Source organism: Streptomyces purpurascens, from assembly GCF_045040895.1.
GTDB lineage: Bacteria > Actinomycetota > Actinomycetes > Streptomycetales > Streptomycetaceae > Streptomyces > Streptomyces purpurascens.
This window is the reverse complement of record NZ_CP108341.1, coordinates 3,514,218-3,525,886: the sequence shown is the minus strand read 5'-3', so window position 1 is coordinate 3,525,886 and position 11,669 is coordinate 3,514,218. Positions and strand designations below refer to the sequence as shown.

General features: G+C 72.0%; 13 protein-coding genes. 6 read left to right on the top strand and 7 right to left on the bottom strand.

Translation table 11 applies throughout. From position 1 onward, the window contains the following. Positions 1-22: 22 nt before the first annotated feature. The 3 genes from OHU35_RS15980 to OHU35_RS15970 all read right to left on the bottom strand — a co-directional run bounded on the left by OHU35_RS15980 (position 23) and on the right by OHU35_RS15970 (position 2,885). Positions 23-238 (bottom strand): helix-turn-helix transcriptional regulator, encoded by a 216-nt coding sequence (locus OHU35_RS15980; RefSeq protein ID WP_189723905.1) that lies wholly within the window; start codon positions 236-238, stop codon positions 23-25. Between the two features lie 16 nt (positions 239-254). Next, positions 255-1,271 (bottom strand): SEC-C domain-containing protein, encoded by a 1,017-nt coding sequence (locus OHU35_RS15975; protein ID WP_189723904.1) that lies wholly within the window; start codon positions 1,269-1,271, stop codon positions 255-257. Between the two features lie 141 nt (positions 1,272-1,412). Further along, entirely contained in the window at positions 1,413-2,885 is a 1,473-nt protein-coding gene (locus OHU35_RS15970; RefSeq protein WP_189723903.1) for a beta-1,6-galactanase, read from the bottom strand. A 267-nt stretch (positions 2,886-3,152) separates the two neighbouring features. On the opposite strand from OHU35_RS15970, the gene OHU35_RS15965 reads away from it, so the two are divergent. From OHU35_RS15965 to OHU35_RS15955, 3 genes are all read left to right on the top strand, one after another. After that, entirely contained in the window at positions 3,153-3,464 is a 312-nt protein-coding gene (locus tag OHU35_RS15965) for a DUF6412 domain-containing protein (protein ID WP_189723902.1), read from the top strand. Positions 3,465-3,551: 87 nt separating this feature from the next. Further along, positions 3,552-4,271, top strand: coding sequence for a YidC/Oxa1 family membrane protein insertase (locus OHU35_RS15960; protein ID WP_189723901.1), 720 nt, complete (start codon positions 3,552-3,554; stop codon positions 4,269-4,271). Between the two features lie 156 nt (positions 4,272-4,427). Then, a complete protein-coding gene (locus OHU35_RS15955) occupies positions 4,428-5,285 on the top strand; it encodes a fumarylacetoacetate hydrolase family protein (RefSeq protein ID WP_189723900.1) in 858 nt (285 codons plus the stop codon). A 97-nt stretch (positions 5,286-5,382) separates the two neighbouring features. On the opposite strand, the gene OHU35_RS15950 is transcribed toward OHU35_RS15955, so the two are convergent. From OHU35_RS15950 to OHU35_RS15940, 3 genes are all read right to left on the bottom strand, one after another. Further along, on the bottom strand, positions 5,383-6,249 hold the full coding sequence (locus OHU35_RS15950) for an LLM class F420-dependent oxidoreductase (RefSeq protein WP_189723899.1): 867 nt from the start codon (positions 6,247-6,249) through the stop codon (positions 5,383-5,385). A 103-nt stretch (positions 6,250-6,352) separates the two neighbouring features. Continuing rightward, on the bottom strand, positions 6,353-6,886 hold the full coding sequence (locus OHU35_RS15945; RefSeq protein WP_189723898.1) for a heme-degrading domain-containing protein: 534 nt from the start codon (positions 6,884-6,886) through the stop codon (positions 6,353-6,355). Further along, positions 6,883-7,974, bottom strand: coding sequence for a Gfo/Idh/MocA family oxidoreductase (locus tag OHU35_RS15940; protein WP_189723897.1), 1,092 nt, complete (start codon positions 7,972-7,974; stop codon positions 6,883-6,885). The genes OHU35_RS15945 and OHU35_RS15940 overlap by 4 nt, the downstream gene beginning before the upstream one ends. Positions 7,975-8,070: 96 nt before the next feature. On the opposite strand from OHU35_RS15940, the gene OHU35_RS15935 reads away from it, so the two are divergent. Further along, positions 8,071-9,405, top strand: coding sequence for an ROK family protein (locus OHU35_RS15935; RefSeq protein ID WP_405505700.1), 1,335 nt, complete (start codon positions 8,071-8,073; stop codon positions 9,403-9,405). A gap of 172 nt (positions 9,406-9,577) precedes the next feature. Here the strand turns inward: OHU35_RS15935 and OHU35_RS15930 are convergent, their stop codons facing one another. Then, complete coding sequence (locus tag OHU35_RS15930) at positions 9,578-10,381, bottom strand: TetR/AcrR family transcriptional regulator (RefSeq protein ID WP_405505698.1); 804 nt, start codon at positions 10,379-10,381, stop codon at positions 9,578-9,580. Positions 10,382-10,508: 127 nt separating this feature from the next. On the opposite strand from OHU35_RS15930, the gene OHU35_RS15925 reads away from it, so the two are divergent. Together OHU35_RS15925 and OHU35_RS15920 are read left to right on the top strand one after the other, a co-directional pair. Then, on the top strand, positions 10,509-10,727 hold the full coding sequence (locus OHU35_RS15925; RefSeq protein ID WP_189723894.1) for a hypothetical protein: 219 nt from the start codon (positions 10,509-10,511) through the stop codon (positions 10,725-10,727). Positions 10,728-10,847: 120 nt separating this feature from the next. Continuing rightward, positions 10,848-11,627: a hypothetical protein gene (locus OHU35_RS15920; protein ID WP_189723893.1), complete on the top strand. Its 780-nt coding sequence runs from the start codon at positions 10,848-10,850 to the stop codon at positions 11,625-11,627. The last annotated feature ends 42 nt before the right edge of the window (positions 11,628-11,669 follow it).

Here is an 11,669-nt window from a genome sequence, read left to right as displayed (position 1 = left end):
GTCGGGAGGCCGACCGTGCGCGTCATGAGGGTTGTGCCGTGGCAAGGATGCCCGCGATGCGGGCCCTCGTCTCTTCATGGGGTTCCGCGCGACCTGTGATCCAGGCTGAGACGGTGGCGCGGGTCGTGCCGACCTGGTCAGCCAGGTCGGCCTGCGACATGCCCGCTCGACGCAGTTGGCGTCCCAGCCATGGGCCGAAGGCCTCGCTGTACTCGGTGGGAGGAAGTGGGTCGTGCATCTTCTGCAGGACTCGGTTATGCGTCCGAGCCGTGGCACTGGCCGTACGTCCGCCCCGAGCCGCACCAGCAAGCCGCCCCCTGCTGCGGCGGCCACGCCATCGCCCGCCCCCGCGCCGCCAGTGTCGTCGCGTACTGAGGGAGCAGCGTCGCGTCCGACGGGGACGACAGCTCCGATGCTGCGAAGGCCTCGTACGACGGGACCGTGCCCGTGACGATGCCCAGGTTCGGGGTGCCGGAGGAGGCCAGCTCCCGGAGTGCGGACTCTATGGTCGCGAGGTGGGACTCGTGGGTCGGGTACTCCGCGGACAGGGAGGGGTACGCCTCCAGGAGTTCCGTCAGTTCCGTGGCCGGCCAGTGGAGGATCGCTACCGGGAACGGGCGGGACAGGGCCTCTCTGTAGGCGCCGAGTTCTGCTCGGAGGCGGAGGATCTCGGCCTCCAGTTCTGCCGGGTTCTCCGAGCCCAGGGACCAGACGCGCTTGGGGTCGTGGAGTTCGTCCAGGGTGATCGGGAGGGAGTGGACCGTGTCCGCCAGGGCGTCCCATTCGTCGTGGGACTCGCCCAGCATGCGCCGTACGCGGTGGCGGCCGAAGAGGAGGGGGTGGGTGGCGTAGGGGGGCTCCGCCACGTCCGTCAGCAGGCGGTGCACGGCCTCCGTGAACGTCTCGTGGGCCGCTTCCAGTTCGTCGTGGGATTCGAGGGATTCGGCCACGATGACCCAGGGGGCCGGGTCCTGGGGGGAGGCTGCCCGGACGCCCTCGATGATCGCCCTGGCCTCGGCCTCGTGGCCGTACTCCCAGAGGTTCGAGGCCTTGAGCGCCCGTACCAGGTGGGGGTTGTCCAGGTCGGCCGTGGAGGACAGCAGGCGGTCGTAGAGCGTGGACGCTGTGGGGCGGTCGCCGGAGAGTTCCAGGTGGGCCGCGGCCCGTAGCAGCAGGGCCTCGGCGTCCTCGGGATACAGGCCGGCGGTCCGCTCCAGGCGTGCCGCTTCGGCGGTGTGGTCGACGTTTTCGGCAGGCGTGTCGGGGCGCATGGGGGACACCGTACTGCCGGGAGGTGACGAGCGTGAGAGATGTGCAGGCCAGACCGCTGGCCTGCGCGGATTCCTCATGCTTGTCATCCGGGCTCTACAGATCGCCCCGAACCGCCGCCGTGCCGTCCGTCGGCCGCCGGCCTACAGCGTCACGCCGTCCACTTGGAGTGTTTGGACCGACTTTGCGGCGAATGGGACGCTCAGTGATTTTCCGGATAGGCGGGTGTCCGAGTGGGGTGTGTAGGCGTCGCCGCCCGTCGTCACCGTGTTCCAGCGGGGGACGGCGCCGTTCGAGCCGCCCGTCACCGTCGTGAAGCGGGAGAGGTCGAAGGTGAGGGTCTGGGCGGACGTGGAGGTGTTGACCGCTACCAGGACCAGGCGGCGGGAGGTGGCGTCGTATGCGGCTACCGCGTAGCTGACGCCCGTGTCCAGGATCGTCATGCCGGGGCGGATGTGGCGGCTGAACTGGGCCAGTACGTAGTGCTTGGTCTGGACCGTGGTCGGCTGGAGGGTGTTCGCGTCGTAGGCGATCATCGCCCAGCCCGTCGACGGGTCCATGACCTGCCAGTAGCACCATGCCGTGGGGTGCAGCCAGCGGAAGTCGGAGCAGAGGTTCGAGGCCAGGGTCAGGCCCGTGCCGTCGCTGTCGCCCGTCTCGGAGTTCCACAGCTTCTTGCGGGACGTCGTCACCACGTCCGTGTAGAGGAGGTCGCGGCGGCCGCCCGAGCCCTGGTAGCCGTGCACGTTGACCTGGGAGACCAGGGCTTTGGTGGCGGAGTTGAAGGACGCCCACGTCGAGCGGGCCGTGTCGTAGTTCGTTTCGTCCGAGGCGGCGATGCGGAGGCTCGTGAGGCCGCGTTTGTCCAACTCGCTGCGCATGTAGGGGAGTACGGCAGCCTGGACCGCGGGGTCCATGTGGCAGCCCTCCTGGGTGCCGGTCGCGGTCCACCAGGTGGAGGCCGGCTCGTTGAAGGGGTCGACCGTCGCGAAGTTCACGCCCCAGTTGTTCTTCGCGTAGAGGGCCGTCGCCGCCAAGTGGCTCGCGTGCTGGCGGTAGTTCCAGGTCTGGAGGTTGTTGCCGCCGCCCGCCGCGCCCGAGGGGTTGTGGTTGGCGCACATCCACCACATGGGGGAGTTGGCGAAGAGTTCCGTGATCGCGCCGCGCTGGGTCGCCTTCACCAGCATCGCGCGCTGGTTGGCGTCCGCCGACCACTTCCAGGCCGAGGAGGTGGGGTCCTCGTTGTTCCAGTCCTGCCAGAAGCCCTCGATCTGCTTGAAGGCCGGGATGTTCGGCGACTTCGCCATCGTCTCGCCGCCCACGCTGTTCCAGCTGGACGCGCCGAGGTTGTAGCGGGCGATGTTGAGGCCCAGGCCGGGCAGGGAGCGGCCGTTGTACGTCACCGACTTGGTGGTGAAGAAGAGGTCCGCGAAGTCGTCCCGGGCGCCGAAGACGTTGGCCCACCAGGCGAGGGAGGTGCCCCAGCCCTCCCAGGTGCCGTACGTGGTCGAGGGGGTGACGGCGATGGTGGCGTCCGCGTGCGCGGTGCCGGTCGCCAGGGCGCTGCCGAGGAACGTACCGCCTGCTGCGGACAGCAGGGTTCTGCGTCGTATCACGGCTCCTCCGTAGGGGAGTTCAAGGGAAATGAGGGCAGGCGCCGGTCCCCCCGGCCCGGCGTCGCGGGGGGTGGCCCTCGACGGCATCGAGTCGAGGGCATCGAGAAGCATCGGGTGTGGCGGGTGGGTTGTCGAGAGTTACGACGAACCTTTCTCAAACCCGTGTACGAAGTCTCGGACGTGGTCGGTGCGGATGATCGTGTATAACGAACGGAGTGCAGTGAACGGGCAGTCGAGCGAACGCGCGTACGGGAGGAGGGGCCGTCGATGATCCGCAGTTGGGCGAACTCGCGTCCCGCCTTCGTGCTGCTCTGCCTGGTCCTGGGCGTGGCGCTGCTGGACACCGGCAGCCTCACCGCCACCGTCGCGCTCGCGGCGACCGCCGCGGCCTCGGCCGCGCTCGCGGTCTGCGCCCTCGTCGCCTCGCGCTGCGCGCCCGCCGTGCCCCGCACCCGTGTGCGTACGGCCATCCGCGACCGTGACCTCCGTACGGCCTTCCTGCCGCAACGCGACCCGGACGCCAAGGGGCGCCCCCGGCCCCGGGCACCCGGACACGCCCTCCGGGCGACCTTCGCGTAGGGGCACATTCACCTCGCTGACCCCGCGTGGGTCGTCATGCCGCCATGACCAACTCCCGGCACGACGAGACCCCCGGAGGGCTCACGCATGTCCGTCTTCGCCAACCTGGTCGAGCACCTCGCCGACCTGCTCCAGCCGTTGTTCGGCGCCTCCGCGGCCGCCGCCGCGATCGTCCTGTTCACCGCGCTCGTACGACTTCTCGTCCACCCCCTGTCCCGGGCCGCCGCACGCGGCCAGAAGGCCCGGACCGCGCTCCAGCCGAAGATCGCCGAGCTGCGGAAGAAGCACGGGAAGAACCCCGAGAAGCTGCAGAAGGCCGTGCTGGAGCTGCACGCCGAGGAGAAGGTGTCGCCGCTGGCCGGATGCCTGCCCGGGCTGCTCCAGGTGCCCGCGTTCTTCCTGCTCTACCACCTGTTCTCCAGCGACACGATCGGCGGGCGGGCCAACGAACTGCTCGGCCATGAGCTGTTCGCCGCGCCGCTGGGGGCGCGGTGGACGGACGCGCTCGGCGGGGGCGGTGTGCTGAGTGGCGCGGGGCTCGTCTACGTCGGGCTGTTCGTGATCGTCGCCGGTGTCGCGGCGTTCAGCTACCGCCTCAGCAAGCGCATGATGGCCGCGAACCCGGTCGTCCCGTCTGGGGGCGGTGGCGGGGAGCAGCTGCCCGGGCTGGGGGCGGTGACCAAGGCCATGCCGTTCATGTCCTTCTTCACGCTGGTCACCGTGGCGGTGGTGCCGCTGGCCGCCGCGCTGTACGTGGTGACCAGTACGACGTGGAGTGTCGTCGAGCGGGCCGTCCTCTACAGGTAGTCCTCGCTTGGTCCCCAGGTGACGGTCCAGTACGTGAACTGGGTATTGCGGAGTGACCTCCCAGCTTGGAGGATCGACCAGTCCTCCGATGGCTGCACCCGCCGCATCCGGGTCGCACGCGTCGGTCGGGCGCCCGCGATCGAGGGAGACGTGATCATGAAGCTGCTGCGAGTCGGTACGGCGGGGGCGGAGCGGCCCGCGCTGCTCGACGCCGAGGGGACCCTGCGGGACCTGTCGGGCGTCGTCGCGGATGTCGACGGCGCGCTGCTCGCCGACGAGGCCGCGCTCGGCCGGGTGCGGGCCGCCGCGGACGCCGGTGAGCTGCCCGCCCTGGACGCCACCGGGCTGCGGATCGGACCGCCGCTGGGCCGGATCGGCAAGATCGTCTGCATCGGGCTGAACTACCACGACCACGCGCGCGAGACGGGTGCCGAGCCGCCCGCCGAGCCGGTCGTCTTCATGAAGGCGCCGGACACGGTCGTCGGGCCGCACGACACGGTGCTCGTGCCGCGCGGGTCCGTGAAGACCGACTGGGAGGTCGAGCTGGCCGTCGTCATCGGGCGTACGGCCAGGTATCTGGAGTCCGCGGAGGAAGGGCTCGCGCATGTCGCCGGGTATGCGGTGGCGCATGACGTGTCCGAGCGGGAGTTCCAGATCGAGCGGGGCGGGACCTGGGACAAGGGGAAGAACTGCGAGACGTTCAATCCGCTCGGGCCGTGGCTGGTGACGGCGGACGAGGTGCCGGATCCGCAGCGGCTGTCGTTGCGGCTGTGGGTCAACGGGGAGTTGAAGCAGGACGGGACGACGGCTGAGCAGATCTTCTCTGTGGGGGAGGTCGTGCGGTATCTCAGTCAGGTGATGACCTTGTATCCCGGGGATGTGATCAATACCGGGACGCCGGCCGGGGTTGCGTTGGGGGAGCCTGAGCCGAAGCCGTATCTCAGGGCCGGGGATGTGGTGGAGCTGGAGATCGAGGGGCTGGGACGGCAGCGGCAGGAGTTCAAGGACGCGTAGGCGCTCCGCTGGGTGAGCCGGGGAACTGCGGTGCTCTTCGGCTGCGGGCCGTCCGTGGCCGGTCGCGCAGTTCCCCGCGCCCCTCAGGGCACCTCCCTCAGGCCAGAACCGAAGCCAGGTCGCGCCACGCCTTCCTCGGGAGGGCGTCCCGGGGCTCGTCGTTGATGAGCTGGAGGGCGATGTGGTCCGCGCCCGCCTCGAAGAACGTGTCGATCTTGGCGCGGATCGCCGTGTCGTCGCCCCAGGCGAACAGCGCGTCGACCAGGCGGTCGCTGCCGCCGTCCCGCAGGTCGTCCTCGGTGAAGCCGTGCCGGAGGAAGTTGTTGGTGTAGTTCGGCAGCGGGAGGTAGATGCCGAGGAACTCGCGGGCCAGGGCGCGGGCGCGGGTCGGGTCCGTCTCGGGGACCACGCCCAGTTCGGGGGCGAGCAGGGGGCCTTCGCCCAGGAGGTCGCGGGCGTGCGCCGTGTGCTCCGGGGTGACCAGGTACGGGATCGAGCCCGCCGCTCGGTCGCGGGCCAGGCGGAGTGACTTCGGGCCCAGGGCGGCCAGGAGGCGCCGGTCCGACGGCACTCCGGCGGCGTCCAGGCCGTCGAGATGCTTGACCAGGGCCGAGTAGGGGCGGGCGTACTGCTCCACCCGCTTGGCGTGGCTCACCCCGAGGCCCAGCAGGAACCGCCCGGGGTGGGCCGACTCCAGTTCCGCGAAGGCCGTGGCGGTGGCGTCCGGCTCGTGCTGCCAGATGCTCTGGATGCTGGTGCCGACGGTGAGCCGGGAGGTCGCCTCGATCAGCGGGGCGGCGTTGGCGGCGGAGCTGTTGCCGCCCAGCCAGACGGCGCCGTAGCCGAGTTCCTCCAGTTCGGCGGCGGCCTCGGCGAGTTCGCCGCGCCGGTCGGGGTCCTCCGAGCGCAGGCCTACGCTCCAGATGCCGTACCGGCCGACGGTTTCCTTCAGGGCGGTGGTCATCGGTTGCGATCCCTCCGGGTGGGCGCCGTGTTCGATCATGCCTACGGCGGTGCCAACCAGAGGGACCTCTCGCTCATTCCGGCCGGCTCATCCGGCTCGCTCGCTAGCGGTCCTTGCTCAGGAACTCCTCCAGCGCCTCCACCACGAAACGGTGGTCCTGGAGCTGCGGCAGTCCGGACACCGTCACCGCGCCGATCACGCCCACGCCCTCGACGGTGATCGGGAAGGAGCCGCCGTGTGCCGCGTAGGTGTCGGGGTCGAGGCGCGAGGACTCCTCGAACGTCGTGCCCTTGGCGCGGAAACGGGCACCCACCAGGTAGGAGGCGGAGCCGTAGCGCTCGACGACCCGGCGCTTGCGGGCGATCCAGGCGTCGTTGTCGGGGGTGGAGCCGGGCAGCGCCGCGTGGAAGAGCTGCTGGCCGGCCCGGTGGATGTCGATGGCGAGCGGGGCCTGCCGTTCCCGGGCGAGTTCGACGAGGAGCGAGCCGAGCGCCCAGGCGTCGTCGTGGCTGAACTGCCGGAAGACCAGGCGGCGTTCCTGCGTCTCCAGTTCCTCCAGGCTCGGCGTCAGCTCCGGCTGGAACTTGGGGCCGAGTTCCTGGTGGTGCGAAGGGTTGTGCGAGCTCTTGTGTGTCACAGGATCACCGTCACCTTCTCGCGGGCCGAACGACGAGCGGCCTCCAGTACGTCCAGGGCGGCGGCCGCCTCCAGCGCGGTCACCGGGTTGGGGCCGCCCTCCAGTAGGGCCTTCGCCACGGCCGCATAGTAAGCGGGGTAGTCGCCCGGGAGAGTGGGTTCGGGGCGGCCGCCGCCCGTTACGGGGGACTCGCCGGAGCCCACGCGGCCCCAGTCCGACTCGGGCTCGACGCCCCAGCCGGGGCCGGGGCGCCGGCCGTCCCGGAGGGCCGCCTCCTGGGGGTCGAGGCCGTACTTGACGTAGCCGGCGGTGGAGCCCAGGACGCGGAAGCGGGGGCCGAGTTGCGGGGTCGTCGCGGAGACATGGAGGTGGGAGCGGACGCCGTTCGTGTGCGTGATCGCGATGAACGTGTCGTCGTCCGTCTCGGCGCCCGGGCGGCGGATGTCCGACTCCGCGTAGACGGAGGCCGCCGGGCCGAAGAGGGCCAGGGCCTGGTCGACGACGTGGCTGCCGAGGTCGTAGAGCAGACCTCCGATCTCTGCGGGGTCGCCGGACTCCCGCCAGCCGCCCTTCAGTTGCGGGCGCCAGCGCTCGAAGCGGGACTCGAAGCGCCGGACGTCGCCCAGCTCGCCCTCGTTCAGCAGCTTGCGCAGGGTGAGGAAGTCGTTGTCCCAGCGGCGGTTCTGGAAGACGGAGAGGAGCAGGCCGCGCTCCTCGGCGAGGGCGGCCAGCTCGCGGGCCTCGGCCGCGGTGCCCGCGACGGGCTTGTCGACCACGACCGGCAGGCCGGCCTTGAGGGCGGTGGTGGCGAGCGGCACGTGCGTCTTGTTCGGGGACGCGATGACGATCAGGTCCAGCTCGGCGGCCCGGTCGAACAGCTCGTCCGGGGTGGCGGCGAAGCGTACGTCCGGGAACTCGGCACGGGCCTGCTGCTGCCGTTCGGGGTTCGAGGTGACGACCGTGTCGAGGGTGAGGCCCTCGGTGGCGGCGATCAGCGGGGCGTGGAAGACGGAGCCGGCGAGGCCGTAGCCGACGAGGCCGACGCGGAGGGGCGAGCCGGGGGCTGTGCCGAGGGGTGTGCCAGTCATGGCACCCACTTTCGCAACGCTGTTGCCAAAGTGCAAGCGCCGGGGACAATGGGGGGCGTGAACAGGGCGGACGACCGTACGGGCGGGGTAGGCGGCATGCGTGGCACCGGAGGTGGGGTGAACCTTCTCGTGTTGCGCGGTCACAACGCCGCGCTGGTGCTCGACCTGCTGCGGACGGCCGGGGCCGACGGCATCAGCCGGCTCGAACTCGCCGAGCGGACCGGGCTCACCCCGCAGGCGGTCAGCAAGATCACGGCCCGGCTGCGGGAGGACGGCCTCGCGACGGAGGCCGGACGACGGGCCTCTACGGGGGGCAAGCCGCGGACCGTGCTGCGGCTGGTGCCCGAGGCGGGGCACGCGGTGGGGGTCCATCTGGACCGGGACGAGGTGCGGGCCGTGCTGGTGGATCTGCGGGGGACCGTGGTGGGGGAGCGGCGGGCTCCGCTGGACCTCGGGGCCGGGGCACCGGCCGTGCTGACGGCGGTGACGGAAGCGGTGCGGGAGACGGTGGCCGGGGTGCTGCCCGCCGGGGCGCTCGCCCGGATGGATTCCCTGCCCGGGGAGGTGGTCGGCGAGGGTCGGCCGGATGGGGCGGGGTCCGTCGGGGACGCGGCGGGCCAGGCGTCGAGCTCCATGCGGCTGGCCCGGGCCGGTTCACCGGGCGGGGCGGGGGTCGCGCGGGAAGTGGTCGGCGAGGGTCGGCCGGGTGGGGCGGGGTCTGCCGGGGACACGGCGGCCCAGGCACCGGCCTCCATGCCGCTCGCCCGGCCCGGGTCCTTGCTCGGGGTCGGTGTCGCGCTGCCCGGGCCGCTCGACCACGCCCGTGGGGTGCTGCACCGGGTGACCGGATTCCCCGAGTGGGACGGCTTTCCGCTGCGGGAGGCGCTGGCGGAGCGGCTCGGGGTGCCGGTGGTGGTCGACAAGGACACCAACGCGGCGGCGCTGGGCCTGGCCGCCGGGGGCGAGGGCGGCTCCTTCGCCTATCTGCACCTCGGCACGGGGCTGGGGGCCGGTCTGGTGATCGGCGGGACCGTGCACCGGGGGGCCAGGACCGGGGCCGGGGAGTTCGGCCACCAGGTGATCCAGCTGGACGGCCCGCCCTGCACCTGTGGCGACCGGGGCTGCGTCGAGGTGCTGTGTCTCGGCGCGGTGGCGCGCGGCGACACGGCGGAGGCGGCCCGGGTCCTGGGTGCCGGGGCGGCGAACCTGGTGGGCCTGCTCGACATCGACGTCGTCCTGCTGGGCGGCCGCACGGTGGCCACGGCTCCGGAGGCGTTCGTGCGGGGGGTCGGGACGGTCCTGGAGGCCTGGGCGCGGCGGACGGGTCAGGAGGCCGTGCCGGTGCGGGTCGCCGCCGGGGGCGGGCGAGTCGTGGCGGTGGGGGCGGCTCAGATGGTGCTGGGGCCGGTGTTCGGGCGTGGGGGTGGGTGAGGGTCGGCTTGAGCTGAAGTCAGGGCGGCTCGGCCGGTGTCGGGGTCGGGCGGTTGCCGGGCGGTGGCGGACCGGAATGCGCGAGGCGGCTGAGCGGCGCCCGCCGGCTCCGGAAGAGGCCGGGTGAGGCGGCCTTGGCCGGGGCCCGGGAAGCGACGTGAGGGCGGGTCGGTCAGTGCCGGCGTTCGGCGGCCGGCCGGCGTTGGCCGGGTCCGGGTGAGGGCGTCTCCGTGGGGAAGATCCGGGTCAGGTGGTAGTCCAGCACCGTCCGCACATCCGCGAGGGAGCGGCGTTCGTGCAGGACGTCCAGGCCCAGCCCGACGGCCCCCGACACCAGCAGGTCGGCCTCGTACGTCCGGTCGATGCCCGGTGTCGTGAGCCCCGCTGCCTCGCCCACCCCGATGACGTCGGCGACGAGCCGTTCCAGCGGCTGCTCGGCGGCCAGGAACACCGTCGCGAGTTCCGGGTCGGTCAGGCTCCGTGCGTAGTACGCCGTGAACACCCGCAGCGCGAAGGCGCGTTGCTCGTCCAGCGGCAGGAACTCGTCCAGTACCGCCCGCAGCAGCGCGCACGGCTCCGTCATGTCGTACCGGATACGCCCCTGGGCCAGCCGCTCGTTCTCCTCGTGCAGCAGGCGCAGCGCGTCGACCAGCAGGGCCTGCTTGGAGTCGAAGTGGTACTGCACGACCCGCAGCGACACCCTCGCCTCCGCCGCGATCCCGCGCATGCTCGCCGCGTCCAGGCCCTGCTGGGCCGCGATACGCCACACCGCCTCGGCGATCCGGCGTCGCTGCCGCGCCCGGACCTCCGTGGGCCGGGGCACGGGCGGCGTGCCCGGCTCGGGCAGCGGCTGCCTGCGCCGGCGGTAGGCCCGTGCCTGGCAGCTCCGGGAGCAGTAGACCGGCGGGCGGCCTCGGCTCGGACGGGCCATGGGCCCGCCGCAGACCGCGCACGCCCGTCGTTTTTCGTCACGCACCCCTCCATGATAGCGCGCCGAGAAAGTGTGACGTAAAGGAAGAATCCTGGGCCAGAGGCGGCCAATCCACCTTCACCCGTTGATACGTTCGTAACGTCTGATCACCCCCTCCGTGGAAGGAAAGGCCATGAAGTACGACGTCCTTCAGGTTCTCGGCATGGTGCTGCTGGTGGTGTGCGCCCAGGCGCTCGTCCGGCTCCTCGTCGACGAGGGCGAGCGGGGGCTGCTGGACGGGCTCCCCGGTGGTTTCCTGCCGCTGCTGCTCACCTACGCGGTTCTCACCGCCACCGGTGTCCTCCTGACCGGCTGGGCTCACTCGCGCGCAAAGGCCCTGGGGCGTCGCTAGGGCAGAGGCGAACGGCCTGGGGGCGACTGTCCGCCGACCGGGCGGATTCGCACCGCCGTCCGGGGGCCTTTCCGGGCCGCGTCGCTCGCGAACGCCCACATCCGGCAATGTCACATCTCCATGCGACTCTGTACGGCCGCTCACCTCTGCCTGGCGGCAGCAGCCGCCGTCCTGCTCCCTGGTGCTCACCCGGCGTACGCGGACGATCCGGCGCCCGCCTGTACCGCGCCCGACGACCACACCTTCCCGCTCACCACCCGCATCCACGGCGGGCCGGACTCCTATGCGGCCGGGGGCGGGTACGGGACCTGGTACCTCGACCTGACCAACACGACCGACCGGACCTGCACCGGGATCCATCCCGTCGTCGTGCTCGTGGACGACAAGCGGGCCCTGGAGCCGTCCCAGCCCCGGTTGGAGTTCTTCGAGGGGACGCGGTCCCACACCGTGCGGTTCGAGAAGACCGGTGAGGACGAGCTCGTCGGGGCGCTGGCCGACGACGAGGACCGCTTCGCCGGGTTCACCGTCGGGCCGGGGAAGACCGTCACCGTGAAGGTGCGGCTCGCGGTCACCTCGGACGCCGTGCCCAACGACGTCACCGCCAACGCCGCCGTCGTACAGCGGCACGACGACGACGGCGACTGGGTCGGGCAGTCCGACGACTACCGGTTCGGCATCGACAGCGACGCGCCGATCGACGGTGGTGACGGGGAGCTCGACGGCGGCACCGACTCCCAGCCTGACCCGGAGCCGGAGGCCTCCGTCCCGCCCCGCGAGGACCGCTTCCCGTTCGCCGAGGAACTCGCCCGCACCGGAATCGGCGTCCGGGTCGCCGCGGCCGCGGCGGCGCTGCTGCTGACCGGGGGCGGTGCGCTGCTCCTCGCGCGGCGGCGCCGCTGAGGCGGCCGTCCCGTGGCGCGGGGCCCTGCACCGTCCCGCCCC